Annotated in this window: 23 protein-coding genes; 11 read left to right on the forward strand and 12 right to left on the reverse strand. The window is 66.3% G+C overall.

Annotation, left to right across the window (positions count from 1 at the left end; translation table 11 throughout):
• The first annotated feature begins 58 nt into the window (after nt 1-58).
• Together QK287_RS05965 and QK287_RS05970 are read left to right on the forward strand one after the other, a co-directional pair.
• Nucleotides 59-2,401 (forward strand): hydantoinase B/oxoprolinase family protein, encoded by a 2,343-nt coding sequence (locus QK287_RS05965; protein ID WP_226773392.1) that lies wholly within the window; start codon nt 59-61, stop codon nt 2,399-2,401.
• A gap of 123 nt (nt 2,402-2,524) precedes the next feature.
• Nucleotides 2,525-3,346, forward strand: a complete 822-nt coding sequence (locus tag QK287_RS05970) for a hypothetical protein (protein WP_282359554.1) — start codon at nt 2,525-2,527, stop codon at nt 3,344-3,346.
• A gap of 11 nt (nt 3,347-3,357) precedes the next feature.
• Here the strand turns inward: QK287_RS05970 and QK287_RS05975 are convergent, their stop codons facing one another.
• From QK287_RS05975 to QK287_RS05990, 4 genes are all read right to left on the reverse strand, one after another.
• Nucleotides 3,358-6,075 carry a LuxR C-terminal-related transcriptional regulator gene (locus QK287_RS05975; RefSeq protein ID WP_226773390.1) on the reverse strand — a complete coding sequence of 906 codons (2,718 nt, stop codon included), beginning with the start codon at nt 6,073-6,075 and terminating at the stop codon, nt 3,358-3,360.
• A 294-nt stretch (nt 6,076-6,369) separates the two neighbouring features.
• Entirely contained in the window at nt 6,370-7,554 is a 1,185-nt protein-coding gene (locus tag QK287_RS05980) for an acetyl-CoA acetyltransferase (RefSeq protein WP_226773389.1), read from the reverse strand.
• A complete protein-coding gene (locus tag QK287_RS05985; protein WP_226773388.1) occupies nt 7,551-8,237 on the reverse strand; it encodes a CoA transferase subunit B in 687 nt (228 codons plus the stop codon). Before QK287_RS05985 ends, QK287_RS05980 begins: the two co-directional genes overlap by 4 nt.
• A 32-nt stretch (nt 8,238-8,269) precedes the next feature.
• Nucleotides 8,270-9,010, reverse strand: a complete 741-nt coding sequence (locus tag QK287_RS05990) for a CoA transferase subunit A (RefSeq protein WP_282359555.1) — start codon at nt 9,008-9,010, stop codon at nt 8,270-8,272.
• A gap of 201 nt (nt 9,011-9,211) precedes the next feature.
• On the opposite strand from QK287_RS05990, the gene QK287_RS05995 reads away from it, so the two are divergent.
• Nucleotides 9,212-9,988, forward strand: coding sequence for an IclR family transcriptional regulator (locus tag QK287_RS05995; protein ID WP_226773386.1), 777 nt, complete (start codon nt 9,212-9,214; stop codon nt 9,986-9,988).
• A 33-nt stretch (nt 9,989-10,021) separates the two neighbouring features.
• Here QK287_RS05995 and nadE read toward each other — a convergent pair whose 3' ends face one another.
• On the reverse strand, nt 10,022-10,843 hold the full coding sequence (nadE, locus tag QK287_RS06000; protein ID WP_226773385.1) for an ammonia-dependent NAD(+) synthetase: 822 nt from the start codon (nt 10,841-10,843) through the stop codon (nt 10,022-10,024).
• A gap of 139 nt (nt 10,844-10,982) precedes the next feature.
• Between nadE and QK287_RS06005 the strand changes: the two genes are divergently transcribed.
• Nucleotides 10,983-12,212 (forward strand): FAD-dependent oxidoreductase, encoded by a 1,230-nt coding sequence (locus QK287_RS06005; protein ID WP_282359556.1) that lies wholly within the window; start codon nt 10,983-10,985, stop codon nt 12,210-12,212.
• A gap of 49 nt (nt 12,213-12,261) precedes the next feature.
• Here the strand turns inward: QK287_RS06005 and QK287_RS06010 are convergent, their stop codons facing one another.
• Genes QK287_RS06010 through acsA form a run of 5 tightly spaced genes read right to left on the reverse strand, consistent with a single transcriptional unit; the run spans nt 12,262 to nt 17,779 of the window.
• Nucleotides 12,262-12,504 (reverse strand): phosphopantetheine-binding protein, encoded by a 243-nt coding sequence (locus QK287_RS06010; RefSeq protein WP_282359557.1) that lies wholly within the window; start codon nt 12,502-12,504, stop codon nt 12,262-12,264.
• Nucleotides 12,505-12,545: 41 nt separating this feature from the next.
• Complete coding sequence (locus tag QK287_RS06015) at nt 12,546-13,916, reverse strand: dihydrolipoamide acetyltransferase family protein (protein WP_282359558.1); 1,371 nt, start codon at nt 13,914-13,916, stop codon at nt 12,546-12,548.
• Nucleotides 13,909-14,889: an alpha-ketoacid dehydrogenase subunit beta gene (locus tag QK287_RS06020; RefSeq protein ID WP_282359559.1), complete on the reverse strand. Its 981-nt coding sequence runs from the start codon at nt 14,887-14,889 to the stop codon at nt 13,909-13,911. Before QK287_RS06020 ends, QK287_RS06015 begins: the two co-directional genes overlap by 8 nt.
• A complete protein-coding gene (gene pdhA, locus QK287_RS06025; protein WP_226773576.1) occupies nt 14,886-15,920 on the reverse strand; it encodes a pyruvate dehydrogenase (acetyl-transferring) E1 component subunit alpha in 1,035 nt (344 codons plus the stop codon). Before pdhA ends, QK287_RS06020 begins: the two co-directional genes overlap by 4 nt.
• Nucleotides 15,917-17,779, reverse strand: coding sequence for an acetate--CoA ligase (gene acsA / locus QK287_RS06030; protein WP_282359560.1), 1,863 nt, complete (start codon nt 17,777-17,779; stop codon nt 15,917-15,919). The genes pdhA and acsA overlap by 4 nt, the downstream gene beginning before the upstream one ends.
• 136 nt (nt 17,780-17,915) lie before the next feature.
• On the opposite strand from acsA, the gene pyrE reads away from it, so the two are divergent.
• The 4 genes from pyrE to QK287_RS06050 all read left to right on the forward strand — a co-directional run bounded on the left by pyrE (nt 17,916) and on the right by QK287_RS06050 (nt 21,151).
• Nucleotides 17,916-18,500 carry an orotate phosphoribosyltransferase gene (gene pyrE, locus QK287_RS06035; RefSeq protein ID WP_282359561.1) on the forward strand — a complete coding sequence of 195 codons (585 nt, stop codon included), beginning with the start codon at nt 17,916-17,918 and terminating at the stop codon, nt 18,498-18,500.
• A 93-nt stretch (nt 18,501-18,593) separates the two neighbouring features.
• Nucleotides 18,594-19,367, forward strand: a complete 774-nt coding sequence (locus QK287_RS06040; RefSeq protein ID WP_282359562.1) for a GAF and ANTAR domain-containing protein — start codon at nt 18,594-18,596, stop codon at nt 19,365-19,367.
• 95 nt (nt 19,368-19,462) lie between these two features.
• Complete coding sequence (locus tag QK287_RS06045) at nt 19,463-20,041, forward strand: hypothetical protein (protein ID WP_226773572.1); 579 nt, start codon at nt 19,463-19,465, stop codon at nt 20,039-20,041.
• 126 nt (nt 20,042-20,167) lie between these two features.
• Nucleotides 20,168-21,151, forward strand: coding sequence for a thioesterase domain-containing protein (locus tag QK287_RS06050; RefSeq protein ID WP_282359595.1), 984 nt, complete (start codon nt 20,168-20,170; stop codon nt 21,149-21,151).
• A 6-nt stretch (nt 21,152-21,157) separates the two neighbouring features.
• Here QK287_RS06050 and QK287_RS06055 read toward each other — a convergent pair whose 3' ends face one another.
• A complete protein-coding gene (locus tag QK287_RS06055) occupies nt 21,158-22,012 on the reverse strand; it encodes an HAD-IIA family hydrolase (RefSeq protein WP_226773571.1) in 855 nt (284 codons plus the stop codon).
• Nucleotides 22,013-22,178: 166 nt separating this feature from the next.
• Between QK287_RS06055 and QK287_RS06060 the strand changes: the two genes are divergently transcribed.
• From QK287_RS06060 to QK287_RS06070, 3 genes are all read left to right on the forward strand, one after another.
• A complete protein-coding gene (locus QK287_RS06060; protein ID WP_226773579.1) occupies nt 22,179-22,757 on the forward strand; it encodes a TrmH family RNA methyltransferase in 579 nt (192 codons plus the stop codon).
• 237 nt (nt 22,758-22,994) lie between these two features.
• Nucleotides 22,995-24,014, forward strand: a complete 1,020-nt coding sequence (gene fbaA / locus QK287_RS06065; RefSeq protein ID WP_226773570.1) for a class II fructose-bisphosphate aldolase — start codon at nt 22,995-22,997, stop codon at nt 24,012-24,014.
• Nucleotides 24,015-24,016: 2 nt separating this feature from the next.
• Entirely contained in the window at nt 24,017-24,445 is a 429-nt protein-coding gene (locus tag QK287_RS06070; protein WP_226773569.1) for a DUF3151 domain-containing protein, read from the forward strand.
• 86 nt (nt 24,446-24,531) lie between these two features.
• Here the strand turns inward: QK287_RS06070 and QK287_RS06075 are convergent, their stop codons facing one another.
• Nucleotides 24,532-25,164 carry a uracil-DNA glycosylase gene (locus tag QK287_RS06075; protein ID WP_226773568.1) on the reverse strand — a complete coding sequence of 211 codons (633 nt, stop codon included), beginning with the start codon at nt 25,162-25,164 and terminating at the stop codon, nt 24,532-24,534.
• Nucleotides 25,165-25,175: the final 11 nt, after the last annotated feature.

Consider the following 25,175-nt stretch of genomic DNA (forward strand, 5'->3'; position numbering starts at 1 on the left):
TGCCGCACGGATCCCATCCAGACCTTCCAGCTCATCCCATTGAAGGAGCTCGACAGCAATGACGCTTACAGCAAATGAACGCAGCACTGCCGGCAAAGCCGGAGATACAGCCGACGACGCTTCCCAGCCGCTGACTGCCCAGGAGCAGCAGTGGGTGGCCCAATTTATGGACGAGACAACCCTGTTCCTCGGCCCGGACCCGGCCATCATGCGAAGCCACCAGATCACGTCCCGCTCCGCTTACGAGGAGGAGTGCATCTCCAAGGGCGTGGACCCGATCAAAGTGGACCGCATCCGCAAGCGCCTCGCCGGCGCCCTGGATGAGGGCTACGAAATGTGCGAGGCCATGGGTGCCGCTCCCGGTGCCAAATGGGGGGACCTGACGACGGCGATTTACACCGCCGAAGGGGACGTCACCTACCTGTCCTGCCACGGTGTGATCGCGTTCTCGGCGATCCTGCATCACCCGATCCGCTACATCATGAAGTACTGGAAGGACGAGCCGACGGTGGGGATCAACCCCGGCGATGGATTCATCCACAACGATGCCCGGTACGGAAACGTCCACAATACAGACCAGTCCATGATCATGCCGATCTTCCGCGAGGGAAAGATCATCGCCTGGGTCGCCGCGACCATTCACGAAGGCGAAAACGGGGCCTGCGAGCCCGGCGGAATGCCCTCGGGCTCCGAGACCCCGTTCGACGACGGACTCCGGATGTCCCCGTTTAAGATCGTTGAAAAGGGCGATCTGCGCCGGGACCTGCTGACGTTCCTGCAGCACTCGGTTCGCGATCCCAAGCTGCAACTGGCTGACCTCAAGGTCAAGATCGGTGCCGTCCAGCGCATCCAGGAACGCGTCGACAGCATCATCGACGAAGTGGGAGTGGAGACCTTCGTCGCTGCCCTGCGCGTCACCGTTGAAGACGTGGAGCAGGAAGTCAAGCGCCGCATCAGTGAACTGCCGGACGGGACCGTGTCCTTCAACCAGTTCATGGACTCCACCCTCAAGGAGAACATCCTGATCAAGTTCGCCTGCAAGGTGACGGTCAAGGGAGACAAAATGACCGTGGATCTAAGGGGGACGGGTCCCGAAATCCTCAACCGGGCCATCAACTCCCCGCTGTGCTCGGTCAAGTCGATGATGATGCAGGCGATCTTGGCGTTCTGGTGGCCTGACCTGCCCCGCTGTACCTCGGCGATGTCACCCATCGACATCATCTCGGATGAACACACGTGGGCCGACGCTGGTTACGACGCTCCGATGGGGCAGTCGCTGCAGGCGTCGTTCCGGGGATTCTCTGCCCTGCAGACTGCCTTTGCCAAGATGCAGTTCTCCAATCCGGAGAAGTTCTCCAACGTCCTCGCTCCGTGGTTCAACCAGATCAACACCTTCCTGTGGGGAGGCCTGACCCAGCACGGCGACCAGGTGGGCAACCTGTGTGCCGACCTCAACGGCATGGGCGGCGGTGCCAAGGCCTTCCGCGACGGTGAGGACGCCGTCTCACCGTTGTTCTGCGCCATGGCTGACACCGCTGAACAGGAAGTCATGGAGGAGGAAGTTCCTTTTATGCAGCTGGTCAGCAAGCGGATCGTCCGCGACAACCAGGGCTTCGGCAAGAACAGCGGCGGCATGGGCTACGAGATGATCGTTGCCGCCGAGGGAACGCCGATGTGGGGCTTCATGACCGTCACCTCGGGATCCAAGTTCTCGTCCGTGACGGGAATGTTCGGCGGCTACGGCTGCAGCACGACGCCGCTGGCCATGGTCAAGGGCATCAACATCTACGACGTGATCCGCAAGGACTCCAGCAAGTTCGATTTGTCCATGGAACGGATCATGAACGAGCAGCCCTACGAGGGCGGCAAGTACACCACTTCCCATATGGGCCTGCAGTTCGACGTCGCCAAGGATGGCGAGATGTACATGATTGCCCAGGGCTCCGGCGGAGGGTATGGCGACGTTCTGGAACGTGATCCGGAGGCGGTGGCCAAGGATCTGGAACTCGGCCGCATTTCACCGAAGGTCGCCACCAGCATCTACGGCGTCGTCTGGGACCCTGAGACTTTCGTGGTGGACCAAGAGGCAACCACCCAGTTGCGCCACGACTCACGGCAGGCCCGGATCGCCCGTGGCAAGCCGTACAAGGAATTCCTCGAAGGATACGTGAAGGCCGAGCCCCCGAAGGACCTGCTCTACTACGGGTCCTGGGGCGACGACACGGAGGAACTCACAGCCACCCACTTCACCAACAACGGACCGGAGCGGGTCAAGGCGACCATCGACAAGCTGCCGCTGATCATGCTTCCAGACCGCAGGGAAGTCAAGATCAGCGCCCTGGAGGACCGAATCCGTGAGCTCGAACTGAAGCACGGGGAAGTTGTCCACCGTAAGTCCTAGCCCGCTACGGCACGTCCCGGCCCGGGACGCAGCAACTCACGAACCCTTCAGCGCCGCATCCTCCCCATCCAGGACGGTGCGGCGCTGAAAGCCTTTATTCGCCAATGTATGGAGAAAGACGTCATGACCACTTCCACTGCCACCACCCTCGCCAACGTTGTTGCCTGCCCTCCGTCGGGGCGGCCGAAAGCCGTGGTCTTTGACCACCACGAGTACGCAGCCTCCGTCATTCTTCGTGGCCGGCCTGTCCCTTGGGACAACGCCACTGCCTACGCGGCATTCTTTGCCCAGGCACAGGGGCTGCTCCGGCCGGACGTCGCGCTCCTGGACCTGAACCGGCTGTACGGTCATTTGACCACCGGCAACACCGGGCTCGAGTCCGGCATGGCGGCCAGATCCCGGACAGGTTTCGCGCTGCGGACGTTGCTGGGCGACGACGACCTCAACCGCGCGGTGCTGGACTTCGTTACTGTGTTCACCAAGACAGCCCGCCAGCCTGTGGTGCTGCGCATCCCGTCGCCGATGGCCTGGCTCACCGGAACGCACCACTTCTCGGGCGCGGACGGCACCACCGACCTCGACGCCGACAACGCCGAGAATGCCTCCATGTATGTCAGTGACTGGCTCCGGGCGTTCGCGGCGCTGCCCGTCGCGGGACTTCTGCTGGATAACCGAACGGCTGCAGGCGCGTCCCGCGGCGTGCACGTTCCGCTGGAGGCCTACACTCCGATTGCCAATCTGGCCAGCAACTACCGGTGGACGCTGGGGCAGCTCGACGACGACCAGGCGCGACTGCACGGGGACACCGCGGTTGGCGCCTATATTCCTGCCGGGTTCTGGCTGGAGACGGGCGTGGAACTCCCGGCCGGGGACTTCTACCTGGGCGACATCCCCAGCGCGGCTTCTCCGGAGGGCGTGCTGGCCAGGCTGGAAACCCTGGGGTAGTAGCCCCCTGGTTACTTGGGCAGCAGGTGCCGCCGTCGGGCCTCTGTGACGCAGGCCCTTCGGTCACTGACGCCCAGAGCGTTGAACAGGCTCTTGAGATACCACTTGACGGTGTTGATGCCCAGATGCAGCTCCTGGGCGATTTCGCGGTTGGACCGTTCCTTCTCGACGAGGCGCAGGATCATCTGTTCGCGTTGTGACAAGCCCGGTTCCGGAACAGTGGTGCCCGTGCCGGGGGGAGGGACCGGCTCCGCTGACCACCCTGCATCCCGGTTGGTCCTGGCCTGCGCTTCCAACCGGATGAGGATGCTGAGGAAACGCGGCAGTTCGGGGCTGCCCAGCTCCGGGGCGGGCTCGCGTCGCAGCCTGGCCGAAGTGGCCCGCACCAGTTCCAGGCAGCTTGGGCCGCCATCGAGGACGGGCCGGACGAGGCCCAGCCGGGAACACGTCTCCAGGGCAGGCCATAGCGTCGATTCCGCTTCCTTACGGTTCCCCGCCTGTTCAAGCGCGGCCGCCAGTAGGATACGGGCATTAAGTTCTGCCCGCGGCCCCAAGTAGGCGGCGGCCCGCGCCAGCAGGCGGCGGGCGCCGGTCACCGTGTCCAATTTGCCCGGGGAATCCTGGCTCCCGTGACCGGCGTCAGCCATGGCGGATCGCAACTGCGTGGCCAGCTGTATCTGGGCCTTGGCCTCGGCCAGCCCTTCCAGCCGTGGTCCGGTGATGTCCGCCGGTTCCCGGACAGCTGCCGCGCCCGGTAGGGCACGGTCTGGTTCGGCGTCGATCGCCCGGGGGCCGATTCCCAACTGCACGCGTTCCAGATTCATGACCAGCCTAAGCCGGTCAAGGCCGAGGCTGTCGGCCACCAGATCGCCTTCGTCGAGTATTTCCCGGGCCCGTGGGGTGTCCCCCCGGAGTGCCTTTATTCTTGCCAGCGTGGCGTATGTGGACACCATAAAGTCCACCACCCCGCCTTCGGAACCCAGCTCGCGGGTTTCTTCCAGCAACTTCTCCGCTTTGTCGAGTTCGCCGCGTTCATAAAGGAGCTGGCCCATCATCGCTCCCGCCAGCCGCGCTGCATGTGAGTATCGTCCAGCCTTGCGCCGGCCGAGCTCCACGGCCGCGGTGAAGTGCTGGTCCACGCGGTCCAGATCAAGCAGGGCGTAGGCGGCAAGACCGGAAAAACAGTGTCCATACACTCCGCTGAAGGGGCCCGAGGTGAGGCCGTGGAACTTCGCGGCCCAGCGCTGTTGCTCCAGGGCGAGACGGTAATCGCCGTCGTGGATCTTCTTGAACGTTGACACGTTCGCTGCCACCGAGACGATCCAGGGCCGGAGCAGGTTGGCCTGGGCGAAGCACTTCCCGTCCAGTTCATCCACGTGGTTTACTCTGTCGCCGTACATGTCGATGCAGCTCTGAACAACGAGCCCTTCGACGCCCAGCTCAAAACGGTCGTGTTCGGTCAGGGTCGCATCGGCGGGCATCACGCTTTCGGCCAGGTTCAAGGCCCTCTGCGCCGCCCCGGATTGGTTCAGCAGTGTATGGGCCCAGGCTATTGCCGTCTGGAGCCGGGCCTGGCCGGCCGCATGGTCGGCCGGGATCTTGCTGACGAGTGCCAGCAGGGTCGACATGCTCGAGTGCTCCACCAGCCACATCGCGCGGAGTTCGACGATTTCCACGGCGAGCTCAACGTCCCCGGCGGCGAGGGCATGGTCCACAGCGTCGCTGGGGAATCCGTTTTCCGAATACCAGCGGGCAGCGACCAGGTTCAGTTCCCCGGTCCGGCCCGGGTAGTCGCGCTCCAGGCGGCGGCGCAGGTAGTCCTCAAACAGGTGGTGATAGCGGTACCACGTGCCGTCGTCGTCGAGCGGCTGCAGGAAAAGATCCTGCGCCTGGATCTTCTCCAGCATGGCCTGGCCCAGTTCCACCCCTGAGAGCGCGGACGCCAGCCCCGCGCAGAGGCGTTCCGGAACCGAGGTCATCAGGAGGAAATCCAGTGTTTCGGGGTCCAAGGTGTCGAGGACGTTTTCGGCGAGATACTCACCAATGGACGCGTGCCTGCCGGAGAGCCGTTCAATCAGGTCTGAGGCCCCGCGGTGGTCCCTGAGGGACAGGGAAACCAGTTGCAGCGCGGCGATCCAGCCCTCAGTCGTCCGGTGGAGGCTAGCCAGGTCTCCCGCATCCAGATCGAGCCGGTTGATCCCGACCAGGAAGTCCTGGGACTCGTTTTCATCAAACCTCAAGGCGACGGCGTCCACCTCGATCAGCTGGTCCCGCACCATCAGCCGCCCCAGTGGCAGGCCCGAGCGGTTGCGGCTGGTGATGATGAAGGACAGATGCGAGCCGCCGGCTTCGAGCAGCCGTTCCACTACCGCCCTGGTCCTGGGCTCCGTGACCAGGTGCCAGTCATCCAGGGTTATGACGATGTCCTGGCCGCCCTCATCGATGGCGTTGATGAGCGCGGGAACCACATAGTGCTCGGCGTCGTCGGGCCGTTCCTCCAGTAATTGCTGCAGTTCCTCGTCAAGTCCGGGACGGGCTTTGCGGATTGCCTGAAGCAGATGTGACAGGAACCAGATGGTGTTGTTGTCATCGCGGTCCAGGGACAGCCAGACGGTGACGAGGTCCTGGGCCGCGAGGAATTCCATCCATTGGGCGGCAAGGGTTGACTTGCCAAATCCGGCCGGGGCATGGATCAACGCGAGCCGCCGTTTCCGGTCCGAGTGGAGCATCTCAGTCAGTCTCGTGCGGTGGACCCACTGGCCAACCGGCTCGGGCGCGCGAAACTTGCTTGACGCACTGGGTGGTCCTGTCGGCATCCGCCACCTCCTTGTGGTCCGGCGGTCGCCGGGAATGCATTTGGCCCTCTGAGATTCTATGGGAACGGCGGCGCCTAAGACAGGTGTGACCCTTGGCAACTCCTCCGTGCGGGTCCCAGGCTCCCGAGCGCCGGCAGCTCTGCCAACGTGGGTCAGATACGGCCCATTCCGACGCCCGGCATCGGCTGTATCTGACCCGCGTTGGCGTCAGAGCGCTTCAAGCACGCTGACGTAGTTGGCGATGCCGACGCCGCCCATGTTCTGCACGGCGGCGCGGCGGGCGATGGGCAGCTGCATGCCGCCGGCGGTGCCGGTGAGCTGCATCGCGGCGATGACGTGCTGCGAGACGCCGGTGGCGCCCACAGGGTGGCCCTTGGCCTTGAGTCCGCCGGAGACGTTGACTGGCAGCTTGCCGTCCTTGAAGACCCAGCCTTCCTCAATAGCGCGCGAGCCCTGGCCCGGTTCGGTCAGTCCCATGGCCTCGTACATCAGCAGCTCGGCGATGGTGAAGCAGTCATGCACCTCAGCGAAGTCCAGATCCTCCAGCCCCACGCCGGCCATCCCCAGCGCGCGCTGCCAGGAGACCCGCGTCGCGGCGAAGGCGGTGGGATCGCGGCGCTCGGCCGGGAAGAAATCGTTGGCCTGGCCGAACCCGGCGAGCCGGACCGGTGCAGTGGCCCCGCCGGTGGGGGCGACGCTCAGCACGACGGCGGCGGCGCCGTCGGACACAGGCGAGCAGTCGGTGCGGCGCAGCGGGTCGGCGACCATCGGGTTCTTGTCCGAAACGGTCCGGCAGAACTCCTCGCCGAGGTCCTTGCGGAGCTGGGCGTAGGGGTTGTCGACGCCATTGCGGTGGTTCTTCGCGGCGATGGTGCCCAGCACGTCCGAGATCGGTCCGTAGCGCTTCCCGTAATGCTTGGCGACCTCGGCAAACAGCCCGGTGAAGCCGGTGCTGGAGGCTTTACCGGCCATGTCGTAGTCCGCGCCGAGCAGCGCCGCCCCGACGACATCGGCCCCGGCGTGGGTCATCTTCTCGGCGCCGATCACCAGGACGGTTTTCGCGGTGCCGGCCAGCAGCGATTTGGTGCCCTGCTGGAACGCTGCCGACCCGGAGGCACAGGCGTTCTCGACCCGGGTGGACGGGACGTTGGCCAGCTGCTCCGAGACCTGCAGCGCCAGCGAGGACGGGAAGGCCAGCGGCATCATGCCGGAGTTGAACTGTCCGAGGTAGATCTCGTCGATCTGGCCCGGCTCGATCCCGGCGTTGGCGATCGCCTCCGTGGCGACCTGCACGATCAGGGACTCGAGGGTCTCGTCCGTGAGCTTGCCGAAGCGGCTGTGTCCCCAGCCGGTCAGCAGGACATCCTTGCCGAACTGTTCGCGCAGGCTCATGCTGTGGCTCCTTCAAGGGTGGGGGTTGTGTCGACGGAGGGCGCGACGTCGAAATCGGCTTCCGTCTTTTCGCGGATTTCCTCGACAGTCACGCCCGGGGCGAGGCGGGTGAGCGTGAGCTTCCGTCCGCCGTCGACCTTTTCAAGGTCAAACACGGCGAGGTCGCTGATGATGCGGTCAACGCAGCTCAGGCCGGTCAGCGGCAGGGTACATTCCCTGACAATCTTGGCGGTGCCGTCCTTGGCGTTGTGCTCGGTGAGGACCACAACGCGCGGGGTGCCGGCAACGAGGTCCATGGCGCCGCCCATGCCCTTGACCATTTTGCCGGGGATGGTCCAGTTGGCGAGGTCGCCGCCGCCGGAAACCTGCATGGCGCCGAGGATCGCGACCTTGACGTGCCCGCCGCGGATCATGCCGAAAGATGCTGCGGAGTCGAAGATGCTGCCGCCCGGGAGGACCGTGACGGTCTGCTTGCCGGCGTTGATGAGGTCCGCGTCCTCCTCGCCCTCGAAGGGGAACGGTCCCATGCCAAGCAGGCCGTTCTCGCTCTGCAGGACAACGCGGACGCCCTCACGCAGGTTGTTGGCGACCAGCGTGGGGATGCCGATGCCAAGGTTGACGTAGTCGCCGTCGTTGAGTTCTTCGGCCGCGATGGCAGCCATTTCATTCCGGGTCCAAGCCATGATGATTCTCCTGAAGAAAGTAAGGGCGGCGCTCAGGCCGGAACGGGTGCGGTTTCTGTGGCGTCGGCCGCTTCCGCCCGGGGACGGACCGTGCGCTGTTCGATGTCCTTGACCCGGGCGTTGGCCCGGACGAGGCGCTGGACAAAAACGCCGGGCGTCACGATGTGGTTGGGGTCGAGCGCGCCGGGTTCAACGATTACCTCGGCCTCCGCGACGGTCACGACACCCGCCGTCGCGACCACCGGGTTGAAGTTCTGGGCGGTGTAGCGGTAGATCAGGTTGCCGTCGGTGTCGGCGGTGTGGGCGTGGACCAGGGCGACGTCGGCCTTGATGGCGCGTTCCTGGACGAACGTTTCGCCGTCGAATTCGGCGAGCGGCTTGCCTTCGGCGACGAGGGTGCCGACCCCGGTCTTGGTGTAGAAGGCCGGGATGCCGGCGCCGCCGGCGCGTAGGCGCTCGGCGAGGGTTCCCTGCGGGGTGAACTCGACCTCCAGCTTGCCGGCGAGGTACTGCTCGGCGAAGAGCTTGTTCTCGCCCACGTAGGAGGCGATGACCTTGCGGACCTGGCCGGCTTCGATCAGGATGCCGAGGCCCTTGCCGTCCACGCCCATGTTGTTCGAGACCACTGTGAGGTCTTTGACACCGGAATCGCGTACCGCCTCGATCAGGTCGGCCGGGATGCCGCTGAGGCCAAAGCCTCCGACGGCGAGCGTCATGCCGTCCCGCAGCACGTCCTGCAGCGCGGCTGCCGCGCCGGATTTCAGCTTTGACATCTGCATCTCCTCATTGAGCTGTTGACGCAATCCACTTTGTGGACTGCTCCTCTGCTGTTGGAGCCTACGGTGCCAAAAAGGGGGCTGTCAATGGATGATTTTGCCCTCCATAGTGCCATTTTTACAGTGTGGACGGTAGGCTAATGACTGTCCACAATATGGATACTTTAAGACGATTGAACACAAAACCCGAGGAAGAAGATGACTTCATTACCGGTCCAGGGCGCACAAGTCGTCAGCCGCGCCGCCTCCCTGCTGCGTATTGTCGGGCGGAAACCGGAAGGATCCCCGCTCGTTGAACTCGTCAGGGAATCCGGGCTCACCCGCCCCACCGTGCACCGGCTGCTCTCCTCGCTGGCCTCCGAGGGCCTGCTGGACCAGGACCCGGTCAGCGGCAACTGGGTGCTGGGTCCGGAGATCCTGCTGATGGGCTCTGTGGCGTCGGCGCGCTTTCCACTCGAGGAGATCGCCCGGCCCAGCCTGCGCCGGCTCGCAGAGGAGACCGGCGAAAGCGCGTTCTTCTCCATCCGGCGCGGCGCCGAGACGGTGTGCCTGCTCCGGGAGGAGGGCAGCTTCCCGGTGCGGTCCTTTGTGCTGCACGAGGGCGTCCGCTTCCCGATCGGGGTCGCCTCCGCCGGGACCGCCATCATGGCATTCCTGCCGGAGGCGGAGCAGGAAGAGCTGCTGGCCGGCTGGACAGCGCACGCCGGCAGCTTTGCGGCCGCCCACACCCGGTCCCTGGTCCGGGAGAACTTGGAAGCGACGCGGCAGGCTGGCTATTCGGTCAACCCCGGGCTCGTGCTGGAAGGCAGCTGGGGGATGGGGGCAGCGGTCTTCGACCAGCGCGGACGGCCCGCCTGGGCGCTGTCGCTGACCGGCATCGAGCAGCGCTTCCGTGCCGAGCGGCAGGAGATGCTGGGCCGCCTCCTGATGGACGAGGCGCACCGGATCTCCACCCTGCTGCAGGGCGCCAAATAGGCCGGTGCCCGGGCGGAGCGGGTCTTGGGGCGGCTATTTCCACCAAGTGTCGAAGATGGTGACCGGGACGGTTCGTTTGTGCCGGGTGCGGAGGTATTTCTGCTCGATCAGCTCGGCTGCTGCCACCGGGATGTCGCGGCCTTCGAGGTAGTCGTCGATCGTGTCGTAGCTCAGGCCCAGCTCGTCCTCGTCGGTGCGGCCGGGCTGACCGTCGAGGAGGTCGGCCGTGGGGACCTTCTCCCAGATCCGCGCCGGGGCGCCGAGCTCGGCAAGGAGCGCCCTGTTCTGGCGCTTGTTCAGCCCGAACAGCGGCAGGATGTCGGCGCCGCCGTCGCCGTACTTCGTGAAGAAGCCGGTCACGGACTCCGCGCCGTGGTCGGTGCCGATCACCAGGTAGTTGTGCTCACCGGCGAGGGCGTATTGCGCGATCATGCGGGTCCGCGCCTTCGTGTTGCCCTTGTGAAAGTCGGAGATCCCGTTGCCCACGGTCTTCTCGAATTCGTCCTCGAAGCCGTCCACGGCGGCCGAGATGTTGAATGTCCACTCGGTTTTGGCCTGGATGAAGTCCAGGGCGGCCTGGGCGTCGTCTTCATCGCGCTGCACTCCGTAAGGCAAGCGGACGGCAACGAAGTTCGCATCCACACCTTCGGTCGCCAACTCCTCGACGGCGAGCTGGGCCAGCCGGCCGGCGAGGGACGAATCCAGTCCGCCGGAAATGCCCAGGACGAATCCCTTGGTGTGGGTCGCCTTCAGGTAGTCCTTGAGGAACGTGACGCGTTTGCGCACCTCCCCGGCCGGATCGATCCGGGGCTGCACGCCCATTTCTTCGATGATTTTCGCCTGGATGTCACGCATGAACCAAAGCCTAGCCAGAGGTGTCAACCGGACTCAACTGTGTCGCCCCGCCCGACCCCGCGGATGAGGCTTTGCAGGGAGCAAATTCCCGCCGCGTTGGCCCCTGCCGCGGCACCCCCGGCAGGAGTAGCGTATGGCCATGGAGACGACCGGGTGCGTGGTGGTCGGCGGGGGTCCGGCAGGCATGATGCTTGGGTTGCTGCTGTCCCGTGCCGGAGTGCGCGTTACGGTACTGGAGAAGCATGCCGACTTCTTCCGTGACTTCCGCGGCGACACCGTCCATGCGTCCACAATCCGGCTGATCGATGAGCTGGGCCTGGGTGACGAGTTCCGCCGGTTGCCCCAAAGCCGGCTCAGCAGCATCGCTTTCCCGGTGCCCGGAGGTCCGCCGGTGACGGTGGGGAACTTCGATTCGATGCCTGCGCCCTACAACTACATTGCCATGATGCCGCAGTGGGACTTCTTGGACTTCCTGGCCGGCGCCGCCGCCCAGGAACCGTCCTTTGAGCTGCGGATGAGCCATACAGCCACGGCGCTGGTGCGGAACGGGGACCGGGTCGCCGGTGTGAAGTACACAAACGCCGACGGTGCCGGGGGAGAGCTCCGGGCGGATCTGGTGGTTGCCACCGACGGGCGGCATTCCACGCTGCGCCGCGCGGCCGGGCTCGCGCCGAAAGAATACCCCGTGCCCTTTGATACCTGGTGGTTCCGGTTGCCCCGCTATTCCTCCGAATCGGGTGCCGTGGCGGGAATCGTTCCCGCATTCGGCCGGGGCGAGGCCTTGGTGACTCTAAACCGCAGCGACTACTACCAGCTGGGGTACTTGGCGCCCAAGGGCGCGGATGCCAGGATCCGGGCCGAGGGAGTCGAGGGAATCCGGCACCGGGTTGCCGCCCTGCGCCCAGACCTCGCCGACCGGGTGGGGGCCATCGCCTCGCTGGCGGAACTGCACTGGCTGGACGTGCGTCTTAACCGGCTGCGCCAGTGGCACATCAACGGACTCCTCTGCATCGGCGACGCCGCGCACGCCATGTCGCCGGCCGGCGGCGTGGGGATAAACCTCGCCATCCAGGACGCCGCCGCAGCCGCAGCGATCCTTGCCCCGGCACTGCTTCGGGGCAAGGTGCCACGCACGGAACTGGCGAAAGTCCAACGACGGCGGCGGCTGCCCACCGTCGTAGTGCAAACCGGCCAACGGGTGATGCACAAGCTCCTGTTCGAGCCGATCATGATCGGGAAACGGTCCGGGGCGCCGGCGGCCCTGCTGTCCGTGGCACGCCATAGCCCGGCCATCAGACACCTGCTGCCCCGGTTTATCGCCTTCGGGCCGCGCCCGGAACACGCGCCGGCGTTCGCCCGGCGCGCCTAAGCCCGGCCCCAGCCGCACCCCTAGCCGCGGCCCGGCGACCGGGCCGGGATCAGCCGTGGACTGCGAGGTAGCCAATCAGTCCCTTGACCGTGGCCACCTCCGGGTAGTCCCGCTCCGGGATGTCGACGCCGGTGGCCGTGTCGATCGTTTCGACCAGCCGGAGGAAGTCCAGCGAATCGAGTTCGAGGTCCTGCCGCAGCCGGGCGTCTTCGTTCACGCCGGCGAGGTCCACGTCCGGTGCGACCTTGCCGATCGCCGACTGTACCGCCGCCCGGGCGTCGTGTTCGTTCATGGTTCCTCCCGTTTCACATTACCCACCCGGACCCACCCGGTTCACAGGTCTTCCGGCTTCTGCAGCAGCTCGTCGATCCGCGCCAGGTAGCGGCCGCCGCGCAGCCCGTCGCTGACCCGGTGGTCAGCGGAGAGGGTGGCGACGACGGCGGGCCGGACTCCGAGCATCCCGTTCTGCGCCCACGGCTGCTCCAGCACCCGGCCGAAGCCGACCATCGCGACCTGCGGGGGATAGATGACGCCGAAGACGCTCTCCACCCCGAGATCCCCGAGGTTCGTCACGGTGATCGTGGGGTCGGCCATTTCGGCGCGCTGCAGCCGCCCGGCGCGGGCGCGGCTGACGCGGTCCCGGAGCTGCTCCATCAGCACATCTACCGGCAGGGTGTCCGCGTCGTGGATGGCAGGGGCCACGAGGCCGCCCTGGCGCAGGGCCACGGCGACACCCAGGTGCACGGACGCGCTGGGCCGGAACCCGCCGTCGTCGTAGAAGCCGTTCACCTCCGGGACCTCCTTGGCCGCGAGCGCCGCTGCCTTGAGCAGCAGCGCGGAGGGGACCAGCCGGGACGCAACCGGCCGCTGGGCGTTGACAGACTGCATCCAGTCGACGGCGGCCCGCAGGTCCAGTGTGGTGCTGAGGTAGTAGTGCGGGATGGTCTTCTTCGAGCGCGACATCAGTGACCCGATGGCCCGGCGCAGGCTGGCCACGCGCTCGCGGGCCTCCGAGGGTTCTTCGAGGGAAACGGGTGGCCCCGCGGCCGGTGCCTCCGGGGCCGGCTCCGGGAGACCGGCCCCGGGGGCACCGGCCGCCGCGGTGCCTGCCGCCGGGTGGCGGGCCGCGGCGCGCTGCACGTCCGCCACGCTGACGGTACCCTCCGGTCCGGTGCCGCTCACGGCGGAAAGCTCCACGCCGAGTTCGGCGGCCAGCCTCCGGGCCCGGGGCGAGGAGCGCACGCGTCCGGCGGTGGACGGCCTTGCCGCCCCGGCGTGCTCCACATCCGCCCTCGTGATGGCGCCGCCCTTGCCGGTGCCGTGGATCCTGGCGGTGTCCACCCCCAGCCGGTGTGCCAGATGGCGCACGGGAGGGGCGATCGGGGGAACTTCCTTGGCAGTGAGAGCAACGGCGGCGGCCCCATCCCGGGGCGGCGGCGCCTCATGGCGGGGGGCCCCGACCTCAGCCGGGGTCTGCGTGATCCTGGCCAGCGGGGTGCCCACCGGAACTGTTTCGCCGAGGTCCACGAGGAGCTCGGCGACCACTCCCTCCTGGAAGGACTCCACATCCATGACGGTCTTGTCGGTATCTACCACCGCCACAAGGTCCCCGCGGCGCACGTAGTCACCGGGCTTGACCAGCCATTCGACGATCTTGCCGTGCTCCATGTCAGCACCGAGTGACGGCATTAGGAAGTCAGCCACGCGCGCCGACCGCCTCCCGGGCTGCAGCGACAATCCGCTCGACGGACGGCAGTGCCGCCAGTTCCAGCTGCTTGGAATACGGGATCGGCACTTCGGCGCTGCAGACCCGGCCCACCGGGGCATCCAGGTCATAAAACGCCTGCTCGGTGATCCGGGCGCTGATCTCCGCGGAAATGCTTCCGCTGCGCCATCCCTCATCCACCACCACGGCCCGGTGGGTCCGCCGCACAGAGGTGAGGATGGCTTCGTCGTCGAGCGGCCGCAGGGTGCGCAGGTCCAGCACTTCGGCGTCAATGCCTTCATTTGCGAGCTGCCCGGCGGCGTCCAGCACTGCCGGGAGGGTTCCGCCGTAGGTGATGAGGGAAACATCGTTCCCGGGGCGCCGGACCGCGGCGGTGTCGATGTCAACCGGGCCGGCGGCGTCGTCGAGCTCCCCGGTGACGTTGTACAGCGAGCCGTGCTCGAAGATCAGGACCGGGTCGGGGTCCTGGAGAGCGGTCCACAACATGCCACGGGCGTCGGCGAGCGTGGCGGGGGCGAGGATGCGCAGCCCGGGGATGCGGGCGTACCAGCCCTCAAGGCTGTGGGAATGCTGCGCCCCGAGCTGGCGGCCGGCGCCGGTGGTCATCCGGATCACGACCGGGACATTGAACTGGCCACCGGACATGTGCAGCAGGGAAGCGGCGTTGTTCACGATCTGGTCCAGCGCGAGGAGGCTGAAGTTGACGGTCATGATCTCCACGATCGGCCGCATCCCGCCGAGCGCCGCGCCGATCCCTGCCCCGACAAAGCCCGACTCCGACAGCGGGGTGTCGCGGATCCGGTCGGGCCCGAATTCCTCCAGCAGCCCCAGGCTGACCGCGAAGGAGCCGCCGTAGGCTCCCACGTCCTCGCCCATCAGGAAAACCCGCTCGTCCCGGAGCATCGCGTCGCGGATGCCGGCCCGAAGAGCCTCGCGGTAGCTTGATTTCATGGCCCGGTCCGCCCGCCGATACTGGTTTCCGGGCCGGCGCCGCGCTCGCTGTAGACGAACCGGGTGAGGTCCTCGAGCGGTTCGGGGCTGCCGGCTTCGGCGAACTCGACGGCGGCGGCCACCTCCGCGTCGGCGTCCGCCTCCAGCTGCTCCCAGTCCTGCGCGGAGAGCTGGCCCGCGTCCTCCAGCGCGGCGCGCAGCAGGACGATGGGGTCACGTTCGAGCCAGCGGGCGACTTCGGCTTTCTCGCGGTACCGTTCCGGGTCGAACATCGAGTGCGCCCGGAACCGGTAGGTGCGCAGCTCCAGGAAGTGCGGTCCGCCGCCGGAACGGACGGCGTCCACGGCGCGCCGGGCCGTTTCCTCGACGGCCAGGACGTCCATGCCGTCCACGGCCCACGCGGCGATCTCATAGGCGGCGGCCTTGAGGGCGATGTCCGGCTGCGATTCCGAACGCCCCAGCGCCGTCCCCATGGCATAGAGGTTGTTCTCGCAGCAGAACAGCACCGGCAGTTGCCACAGCGCGGCGAGATTGAGGCTTTCGTGGAATTCGCCCTCCGCGACGGCGCCCTCGCCGAAGAAGCACACGGTCACGCGGGAGCGTCCGGCCATCTTGTCCGCGAGAGCCAGTCCGACGGCGAGCGGCAGGCCCCCGGCGACGATTGCGTTGCCGCCGAAGAAGCGGGTGGCGGCGTCGAACAAGTGCATGGACCCGCCGCGGCCGCGGCAGCAGCCCTCCACGAAGCCGTACATCTCCGCCAGGATCGCACCGGCGGAGACCCCGCGGAGGAGGGCGTGGCCGTGCTCCCGGTAGGTGGCGACGACGGCGTCCTCCGGGGCCAGGGTTTCCAGCACACCGGTCGCGACGGCTTCCTCGCCGATGTAGACGTGCAGGAAGCCGCGGATCTTGGCGGCGCTGTAGAGCTCGACGCATTTCTCCTCAAGACGGCGGACCCGGAGCATCTGCAGCAGCAGGTGCCGGCCGTGGGCCGGATCCGGGTGGCTGCCGGGCACGTCCGCGGACCCGGTCATGTCCGGGCCTCCGGTGCTTGGGGCCCGGGTGCGGCAGCGTCCGGCTCCGGCGCCCCGGCCGGGGCCTCGATGGTCGAGGTGTCGCCCTCCGGCAGGCCGAGTTCACGGGCCTTGAGCAGCCGCCGGAGGATCTTGCCGCTGCGGGTCCGCGGCAGGGCCGTGGTGAAGTCCAACAGCCGGGGCGCCACCGCCGGGCCGAGTCTCTTGCGGGCGAAGCCGATGATCGCCAGCTGCAGTTCCTCGGAGGGTTCCCAGCCGGGCCGCAGTTCCACGAACGCCTTGACCACCTCGCCGGCCACCGGATCGGGGACCCCGATCACCCCGGCTTCGGCCACGGCCTCGTGTTCCATCAGCAAGCTCTCCACTTCGAACGGGCCGATCAGGTGACCCGAGGACTTGATGACGTCGTCGCCGCGTCCGACGAACCAGTAGTATCCGTCGGCGTCGCGCCGGGCGAGGTCGCCGGTGAGGTACCAGCCGCCCACGAAGCACCGGCGGTAGCGTTCCTCCTCATGCAGGTAGCCGCGGAACATCGAGGGCCAGCCCGGCCGCAGGGCCAGTTCGCCGACGGCGTCCGGCGCCGTCACGAGGACCGCCTTGCCGTTGCGGACAATGGGCTTGTCCTGGGCGTCCCGGGCCACGATGGCCGCCTCGACGCCGGGCAGCGGCCGGCCCATCGAGCCGGGGCGGATCTCGGTGGCAGCGAAGTTGGAGATCATGATGCCGCCCGTTTCGGTCTGCCACCAGTTGTCATGCACGGGCTGGCCGAACGCCTCCTGGCCCCAGACGACGACCTCCGGATTGAGCGGTTCCCCGACGCTGGCGACGAAGCGCAGCGCGGACAGGTCATGGCCCTTGGTGCGGTCCGCGCCGGCCTTCATCAGCATCCGCAGCGCCGTGGGGGCGGTGTACCAGACCGTGACGCGCTGTTCGGCAAGGATCCGGTACCAGCGGTCCGCGTCCATCTCCTCTTCGTCCACGATCGTTGTCACCCCGTGGGTCAACGGCGCGATCACACCATACGAGGTGCCGGTGACCCAGCCGGGGTCGGCCGTGCACCAGTAGACATCCTCCGGGTGCAAGTCCAGCGCGGAGGTGCCGGTCGCATGGTGGGCGGTGACGGCGTCGTGTACGTGGATGGCGCCCTTCGGGGTTCCGGTGGTGCCGGACGTGAAATGCAGCAGGGCCATGTCCTCGGCCTGCGTCGCGGAGATCCCGCCGTCGGCCGGCGCTGCGGACATCAGCGCGGCGAGGTCCAGCGTTCCCGGCTCCGGGCTGCCGTCGGCGTCGGTCAGCAGGACGTGCCGGAGTTCCGGCAGTGAGTCGCGGAGCTGGGCAATCTTCTTGCGGTAGAGGGCCCGGGTGGTGACCAGGGCCCGGCCGGAGCCCAGCTGCAGCCGCTGGCGGACGGGTTCGGGGCCGAACGCGGAGAACAGCGGGCAGAAGACGCTGGCGTTCTTCAGGGTGCCCAGCACCGCGATGTACAGCGCCGGGCCGCGGCCGGTGAGCGAGAAGACGCGCTCACCGCGCCCGATGCCGAGGGTGCGCAGCACCCCCGCAAAGCGGGTGGTCTGCTCTGCAAGTTCGGCGAACGTGAGTGAGTGGCTGCTGCCGTCGGCCCGGACGAACCGCAGCGCCTCGTGCCCGGCGAGTCCCCCGGCGGCGTGCCGGTCCACTGCTTCGTAGGCGATGTTGACGCCGCGGCCCCCTGGCAGTCCGGACAGTTGATGGCGGGCTTCGTCCCAGGAGAACGCGGCACACGCCGCGTTATAGTCCACCAGGTTCGGCCGGACCCGGAGGCCGCCGACGTCTTTGGCAATGGTGGGCCAGCGGGTCGAGGGTTCCGTGCCTGCCGTCATGGTTCCATCGCACTCCTGCCAGGCAAGGGTTCCTAGAGGACAAAGACCCGGCGCGTGCCGGGAGCAACCGGGAGACGGCCCGACATCAACGGGGCGGCTGGGAATCCGGCGCCGGCCAGCCACTAAACTGGGTCCCATGACTGCCAACAGTGCCCCCGCAGCTGATACCGCTGCCGCCCGCGCCCGCCTTCTTGAACTGATCAAGGAGCTGGCCGTCGTCCGCGGCAAGGTCATCCTCTCCAGCGGCGCCGAAGCGGATTACTATATTGACCTGCGCCGGATCACGCTGCACCATGAGGCGTCCAAACTGGTGGGCCAGGTGATGCTCGCGATGCTGGCCGACGCCGGTATCGACTTCGAGTGCGCGGGCGGGCTCACCATGGGTGCCGACCCTGTGGGAACCGCCGTGATGCACGCCGCCGTCGACGCCGGACGTCCGGTGGATGCCTTTGTGGTCCGCAAGGCGCAGAAGTCCTACGGCATGGGCCGCCAGGTGGAAGGTCCCGCCGTCGAGGGCCGCAAGGTGCTCGTCCTGGAGGACACGTCCACCACCGGCGGGTCCGCGCTGACTGCTGTCGAGGGCGTCCGAAAGGCCGGCGGCAACGTGGTCGCCGTCGCGGTGATCGTGGACCGTGACACCGGTGCGAAGGAAAAAATCGAAGCGGCGGCCGGTGTTCCCTACCTCTTCGCCTTCGGCAAGGACGAGCTCGGGCTGAGCTAGGGCGCTGGTTCCTTTAGCCGGCACGCATGGTCCGGAGGGTGGCGGTGACTTATTATGTCGAATATCCATCAAGCGCCTCCGGAGGCCACAGCCATGCTGCTCCCCGAAGAAATCCTCGGCACTGAGCCCCTCAGTACCCTCGACCAGATTCAGAACCTCATCCTGGAAAGCGCGGATTTCGAGGAATTCCTCAATGAACTCGCCCGCTTTTCCGCCCACGAGGTAGCCGGTTCCGGCGACGACGCGCTGTGCGGCATCACACTGTTGCGCGACCGGAAGGCCGCCACGATTGGCTGGAGCAGCGATACCGCCCGTGAAGTGGATGAAATCCAGTACAGCCTCTCGCAGGGCCCGTGCCTGACGGCGGCGAAGGAAGAGCGCGAAGTCTATGTGCCGGACCTTCTGGATGAGGACCGGTGGGGCCCTGACTACGCCAGCGCCGTCGCTGCACATGGCCTGCGTTCCGTTCTCTCCGTGCCGTTCCATCTCCAGGGGGAAGCCCAGGCGGCGCTGAACCTCTACTCTGATGTCCCGCGCAAATTCGACGGCGACGTCGCCGCCAGGGCTCGTGGTTATACCCGGCAAATTTCACAGGCGTTGCGGCTCGCGGTCCGCTTTTCCATGCACGCCGACGGTGCCACGAACCTTCGGGCCACGCTCAAATCCCGCACGGTGATCGACATGGCTATCGGGATTGTGATGGCGCAGAACCGGTGCAGCCAGGAGGCAGCCGTCAGGATCCTCACGGACGCTTCCAGCAACGGCAACGTTAAGCTGCGTGATATCGCAGCGTCCCTGGTGACGTCTGTGGGCGGCGCCGCGTCCCGGACACATTTTGAAGAGCCTGGTGGGAGAGCGGCTGGCTGAACTGGCAGCACACTGTGACTTGTGCGCCCCTCGGGGGGCCTATATTCTGGGTGAGGTTGAGCCGTCGGCCATAGCAACCCTCTTTTGGAGTACCTATGGATACCTCGCTGAACGCTCAAGCCGCACTGGATATTGCCGCGGATATCTTCCGGATCGATGTCCGGGGAAGCCTCTCCCAGGACTCTCGCCCTGAGCTGATGCAGCTGATTCAGCGCATCCGGCGGATGGGCATCACCTCGCACATCCGGGTGTGCCTCGGCCGGGCGCAGTTTGTGGAATCCGCAGCTTTGGCGGGCCTGCGAAACGATCTTAACGTCATTGACGGTGCAGCCGCACTGGTCGACGCGGCGGGCGCATTGCCAGGCTCGGCAGGAGTCTCGCTCGAGCTGAACCCCCACCCGGACAGCGCCGTCGCCGCGTTGACGTCCATCGATGTTTCGGCGGACCTCACATCGGCCGTTCACGCAACGGGCCCCAGGCCATTAAACGGCTTCTCCAATGATGAACTGTTCGCTGCGAGTGACTCAGTGTTCGGGTTGCTGGACAACCCGGCTAATATGGCCCGTTCGCAACTGCTTGCCACCTATGACGAAATCGGCCTCGAAATCAGCCGGCGCGAAATCTGTCTCGAACCCGGCCGCCCGGACGCCGCCCGCGAACCCGAGCCGGCCTAGGCCGCACTTCCGTCCGGCTGTGGCTGAGCTGTTACCGGGTGCGGTTTCTGATCCGCGTTCTTTGATGGCTACGGTAGAGGGGTGCCGCGTGAGCCGGAAGTTGAGGATGTGGGCGATGCCTCCCGGATGCTTCGCCACGCCGCGGAACTGAAACGGTTCTCCCGGCGGGGTTTCCTGGCCGGGACAAGCGCGGCTTCCGTGCTGGCTGCCGACATGCTGTTTACCCGGCGTGTGCAGGCCGAGCGCCGCGTCCACAAGATCCTCCCGGTGCCGGACGAGACTGCGGAGAAGTACTTCCCGCACACCAGCTGGTTCCTTTTTCCAGGCTACAAAACGAGCTGGGAAGAAGCCCAGTGGATCCTGACGGCGCTTCGCGGGACGCTGACCAAGCGGGGCCAGCTGGCCGCTGTCGGATACTCCAACGTCGGCATTGACATCGACGAGATTGTCATCGCCGTGGTGGAGTACGCGCGGGCCCATAAGCTGACCACCTACTACTTCTACGGCCACAGCTTCGGTGGTATGGTGGCGACCCAAGTCGCCGCCCGGCTCCGTGAACTTCATGGCATTGAAGTGGCCTTCATTCTGTTGGATTCCAGTCCCAGCAGCCGGCACGACGTTCTGGACCAGAGCTGGTTTGAGGGTGTTGTGTTTCTCTACGAGAGCGGCTTCCGCTTCCCCACGGTGCTGCGCGGCGGCTACGAACTCGGCGAGCGGATGCTGCACAAGGACGAGCGCAGCTGGGGACAGATCCTGGACCAGACGCTGGAACAGCTCTCTCCGATTGCCCCGTCCAGCGTGCTGATCCAGACCGAGTCGGCCTACATCTACCACTTTGATCCCACCAGGTTCGCGGGAAAGCTCGGCGGAACGCGGATGGCTTTTGTCGGCAATCCACGCGACCAGACCGTGGACTACGAATCGGCACGGGACTCCTGGTCCTTGATCTTTAAGGAAAACATGGCCTCGGACTCGTTCACGACCGACGGCGCCCGGCCGGCGCACGCCAGCCCCGGCTGGAACCCGTTCGTTTACCGGCCCATCATCGACGAACTTCAGAACGAAATCCTGCCGCTGCCGTCCGGCGGAGGGAAAAAAACCGCCTTCTAGGGCTGCCTAAATCTGGCTCTTCAGGTCGGCAACGGAGTTCAGGATCTGGTTGGGCCGGAACGGGTACGCGGCGATGTCGTCCTTGTGGGTGATGCCGCTGAGCACCAGCACCGTGTGCAGACCCGCTTCCATGCCGGCGATGATGTCGGTGTCCATCCGGTCACCGATCATGGCGGTGGTTTCCGAATGCGCGTCGATCTGGTTCATTGCTGAGCGGAACATCATCGGGTTCGGCTTGCCGACGATGTAGGGCTCCCGCCCGGTCGCCTTGGTAATAAGCGCAGCGATGGCGCCGGTGGCAGGCATCGGACCATCCTTCGAGGGCCCGGTGGCATCAGGGTTGGTGGCGATGAACCTCGCGCCGCCCAAGATCAGCCGGATGGCCATGGTGATGGCCTCAAACGAGTAGGTGCGGGTTTCGCCCAGCACCACGAAGTCCGGGTCCTGGTCGGTGAGGATAAAACCTGCTTCGTGCAGCGCGGTAGTGAGGCCCGCCTCGCCGATCGTGTAAGCGCGGTTGCCGGAATCCGAGCCGCGCACCTGATCCTTGAGGAACTGGGCCGTGGCCAGGGCCGAGGTCCAGATATTCTCCTCGGGGATTTCCAGGCCCGAGCTCTTCAGCCGGGCTGCGAGGTCGCGGGGTGTGAAGATGGAGTTGTTGGTCAGGACCAGGAAGCGTTTGGAGGTGTCCACCCAGCGTTGGATGAGTTCGGCGGCGCCGGGAATGGGCTGGTTTTCGTGGACCAGGACACCGTCCATGTCCGTCAGCCAGCACTCAATCTCCTGGCCGCTGCGGTACACCGATTTTGATGAGTACACGTCGTCCGCGTCATCCCTGTGGTCTGCCTGCTGATCCGCCATGCTGTCCTCCGCCGATAATGTGCCGATGCCAGTCCCAGTCTAATGTTGAGTGGTGACTGAACCCGAGATAACCAGCGAATCCCTTCCCGTTACGGCGGAGGCGGGGGAGGCGGCCGCCGGGGCAGAGGCCAAGGCGGAGGTCGGCGTCGGCCCTTGGGAAGGCGAACTGCCGGACGGCGATCACTGGGACCCGGACCTCCTGACAGACGGGGACCGCCGCAACGTGGTGGACAAGTACCGCTACTGGAGGCACGAGTCGATCGTGTCGGACCTGGACGCCAAGCGGCACAATTTCCACATCGCGATCGAAAACTGGCAGCACGACATGAACATAGGCACCGTCGTGCGGAGCGCCAACGCGTTCCTGGCCAAGGAAGTGCACATCATCGGACGACGCAGATGGAACCGCCGCGGGGCTATGGTCACCGACCGGTACCAGCACATCCGCCACCACCCCACAGTGGCGGACTTCGTGGCGTGGGCACAGGGGGAGGGGCTGGCCATCATCGGCATCGACATCTTCCCGGACTCCGTCCCGCTGGAGACCTACGAACTGCCCAAAAACTGCGTACTGGTGTTTGGCCAGGAGGGCCCGGGGCTGTCCGCCGAGGTCCACCAGGCGGCGGTGGACACCTTGTCGATCGAGCAGTTCGGCTCCACCCGCTCAATCAATGCCGCCTCGGCCGCTGCCATTGCGATGCACGCCTGGATCCGCAGGCACGTGTTCAACCAGCTCCCGGGGTAAGCCGCACGAAGGGGCGGCGCCCGGGACCCCGCGGGTTGGCAGTTCGCGGCAGTCTGTCGCGAAACACCGCAGCGAAGTGCACACCCGGCGAAGCGGAACAGCAACGGCCGCGACTATGACGGACCCGAGTGACCGCAGACACTGCCGCGGCGCAGGAGTGGCTAGGATGGTTCGTAGCCGACGAGGTTTACTCCAGGGTCAACCAGCCCGCAGACGAAATTCACTTTAGGAGTCAGCATGCCCATTGCATCCCCAGAGATCTACTCCGAGATGATCGACCGCGCCAAGTCGGGCGGCTTCGCGTTCCCGGCCGTCAACGTCACCTCCTCCCAGACCCTTAACGCAGCCCTCCGCGGCTTCGCCGAGGCCGAGTCCGACGGGATCGTCCAGGTCTCCACCGGCGGCGCAGCCTACTGGTCCGGCGCGTCCACCAAGGACATGGTCGCCGGTTCGCTTGGATTCGCCGCGTTTGCCCGCGAGGTTGCAAAGAACTACGGCGTTAATATCGCCCTGCACACGGACCACTGCCCCAAAGACAAGCTGGAGGGCTTTGTCCTGCCGCTGCTCGCCGCTTCCGAGGCCGAGGTCAAGGCCGGTCGAAATCCACTCTTCAGCTCGCACATGTGGGACGGCTCCGCCGAGACCCTCCCGGAGAACCTCCGGATTGCCCGCGAACTGCTCGCGCGCACCGCTGCCGCCAAGATGATCCTTGAGGTCGAAATCGGCACCGTCGGCGGCGAGGAAGACGGCGTCGAGAACGCCATCAATGACAAGCTCTACACCACCGTCGAGGACGCGCTGGCCACGATCGAGGCACTCGGCTCCGGGGAGAACGGCCGCTACATCACGGCGCTGACCTTCGGCAACGTGCACGGCGTCTACAAGCCCGGCGGCGTTAAGCTCCGCCCGGAAATCCTCAAGGACATCCAGGAACAGGTCGGCGCCAAGCTCGGCAAAGCGAACCCGTTCGACCTGGTCTTCCACGGCGGCTCCGGTTCCTCCGAGAAGGAGATTGCCGACGCCGTCTCCTACGGTGTGATCAAGATGAACATCGACACCGACACCCAGTACGCATACACCCGGCCTGTAGTGGACCACATGCTGCGCAACTATGACGGTGTGCTGAAGGTCGACGGCGAGGTCGGCAACAAGAAGCTGTACGACCCCCGCGTCTGGGGTGCGTCCGCCGAGGCTGGCCTCGCGGCCCGCGTCGTCGAGGCTGCCCAGCAGCTCGGCTCAACCGGCAGGACGTTCTAAGGATGTCGGAGGAGTTCCGCAGGAATCTGATGGGCCCGGAGCCGACGCTCCTGCCGGCCGAGACTGACATCCACAGGGGGCTGGATGCTGGTCAGGAAGCTCTCGACCTGGTGGAAAAGCACCCGACCTCGTCGCTGCTGTGGGCCGTGCTGGCCGAAGAAGCGTGGGCCGAGGGCCGGACCATCGACTCGTACGCCTACTCCCGTGTTGGCTACCACCGCGGCCTGGATTCGCTGCGCCGCAACGGCTGGCGCGGCGTCGGAGCCATCCCGTGGGAGCACGAACCGAACCGCGGCTTCCTGCGCGCCCTGTACTCGCTGGGCCGGGCCTCGGCGGCCATCGGGGAAGCCGAGGAGCCCGAGCGGATCGAGAAGTTCCTTAACGATTCGGACCCCAGGGCCAAGGCGGCCATCGAAGCCGAGAAGCGCTAATTCGCGCCTAAACCTACCCGCGCTTAAATGACGACGGCGGCCGCCTACCTCATGGTGGGCGCCCGCCGTCGTGCGTTGGCTGGGGGCTAGCTGGTCTTGGCCAGACCGGTGCGGGCCATGGCGTCGGCGTAAACCGTGCCCATCTCGTCGAGGTACTGTTCCTGCCGGGCGGGGGTGCCGGCGAAGGCGCGGCCGCTGAGTGAGCGGACCTTGTAGGTCTTGAGGCCGCGGCGCCAGATCATGGGTACCTCGGTTTTGAGGAGCAGGTTCGCGAGGCGGTTGGCTTCGGTGCCGTGCGCCACGATAACCGAGGCGCGGGGCACCACAGCGAGGAATTTCAGCAACGGCTTCAGGCCCGCGGAAATCTGATCCGGGGTGAACTTGCCGTTCGGCTCGCCCGGGACGTACCAGGGGTGCACGTTCCACGGCATCACGTACTCGGGGCGCAGGCCCAGCTTCCACTGGACACCGAGCAGGCGGGTGGCGGCTTCATCATCACCGGCGGTGATAAAACCAGACTCGTCCTCCGTCCCGATGTTGGAGAAGAGGCTGATGATGCGGCACTCATCGACGTCGTGAATCGGGTCAACGTAGGGGACGTTCGTGCCAGCTTTGGTTGCCTGCAGCGTGTCGCACAGCTCGTTGACGGCCGCGACGCTAGTTTCATAGCGGCGGCTCAGAAGCTGTTCGCGGGAATTTTCAGTGGCCAAGGCTGTCATATATTGCTGAG

The organism is Arthrobacter sp. AL05, from assembly GCF_029960715.1.
GTDB lineage: Bacteria > Actinomycetota > Actinomycetes > Actinomycetales > Micrococcaceae > Arthrobacter.

What these genes read in the sequence shown, in the direction of transcription:
- QK287_RS05965 (WP_226773392.1), top strand. Translation starts at nt 59, where the DNA reads ATGACGCTTACAGCAAATGAACGCAGCACTGCCGGCAAAGCCGGAGAT.
- QK287_RS05970 (WP_282359554.1), top strand. Translation starts at nt 2,525, where the DNA reads ATGACCACTTCCACTGCCACCACCCTCGCCAACGTTGTTGCCTGCCCT.
- QK287_RS05975 (WP_226773390.1), bottom strand. Translation starts at nt 6,075, where the DNA reads ATGCTCCACTCGGACCGGAAACGGCGGCTCGCGTTGATCCATGCCCCG.
- QK287_RS05980 (WP_226773389.1), bottom strand. Translation starts at nt 7,554, where the DNA reads ATGAGCCTGCGCGAACAGTTCGGCAAGGATGTCCTGCTGACCGGCTGG.
- QK287_RS05985 (WP_226773388.1), bottom strand. Translation starts at nt 8,237, where the DNA reads ATGGCTTGGACCCGGAATGAAATGGCTGCCATCGCGGCCGAAGAACTC.
- QK287_RS05990 (WP_282359555.1), bottom strand. Translation starts at nt 9,010, where the DNA reads ATGTCAAAGCTGAAATCCGGCGCGGCAGCCGCGCTGCAGGACGTGCTG.
- QK287_RS05995 (WP_226773386.1), top strand. Translation starts at nt 9,212, where the DNA reads ATGACTTCATTACCGGTCCAGGGCGCACAAGTCGTCAGCCGCGCCGCC.
- nadE (WP_226773385.1), bottom strand. Translation starts at nt 10,843, where the DNA reads ATGCGTGACATCCAGGCGAAAATCATCGAAGAAATGGGCGTGCAGCCC.
- QK287_RS06005 (WP_282359556.1), top strand. Translation starts at nt 10,983, where the DNA reads ATGGAGACGACCGGGTGCGTGGTGGTCGGCGGGGGTCCGGCAGGCATG.
- QK287_RS06010 (WP_282359557.1), bottom strand. Translation starts at nt 12,504, where the DNA reads ATGAACGAACACGACGCCCGGGCGGCGGTACAGTCGGCGATCGGCAAG.
- QK287_RS06020 (WP_282359559.1), bottom strand. Translation starts at nt 14,889, where the DNA reads ATGAAATCAAGCTACCGCGAGGCTCTTCGGGCCGGCATCCGCGACGCG.
- pdhA (WP_226773576.1), bottom strand. Translation starts at nt 15,920, where the DNA reads ATGACCGGGTCCGCGGACGTGCCCGGCAGCCACCCGGATCCGGCCCAC.
- acsA (WP_282359560.1), bottom strand. Translation starts at nt 17,779, where the DNA reads ATGACGGCAGGCACGGAACCCTCGACCCGCTGGCCCACCATTGCCAAA.
- pyrE (WP_282359561.1), top strand. Translation starts at nt 17,916, where the DNA reads ATGACTGCCAACAGTGCCCCCGCAGCTGATACCGCTGCCGCCCGCGCC.
- QK287_RS06040 (WP_282359562.1), top strand. Translation starts at nt 18,594, where the DNA reads ATGCTGCTCCCCGAAGAAATCCTCGGCACTGAGCCCCTCAGTACCCTC.
- QK287_RS06045 (WP_226773572.1), top strand. Translation starts at nt 19,463, where the DNA reads ATGGATACCTCGCTGAACGCTCAAGCCGCACTGGATATTGCCGCGGAT.
- QK287_RS06050 (WP_282359595.1), top strand. Translation starts at nt 20,168, where the DNA reads ATGCTTCGCCACGCCGCGGAACTGAAACGGTTCTCCCGGCGGGGTTTC.
- QK287_RS06055 (WP_226773571.1), bottom strand. Translation starts at nt 22,012, where the DNA reads ATGGCGGATCAGCAGGCAGACCACAGGGATGACGCGGACGACGTGTAC.
- fbaA (WP_226773570.1), top strand. Translation starts at nt 22,995, where the DNA reads ATGCCCATTGCATCCCCAGAGATCTACTCCGAGATGATCGACCGCGCC.
- QK287_RS06070 (WP_226773569.1), top strand. Translation starts at nt 24,017, where the DNA reads ATGTCGGAGGAGTTCCGCAGGAATCTGATGGGCCCGGAGCCGACGCTC.
- QK287_RS06075 (WP_226773568.1), bottom strand. Translation starts at nt 25,164, where the DNA reads ATGACAGCCTTGGCCACTGAAAATTCCCGCGAACAGCTTCTGAGCCGC.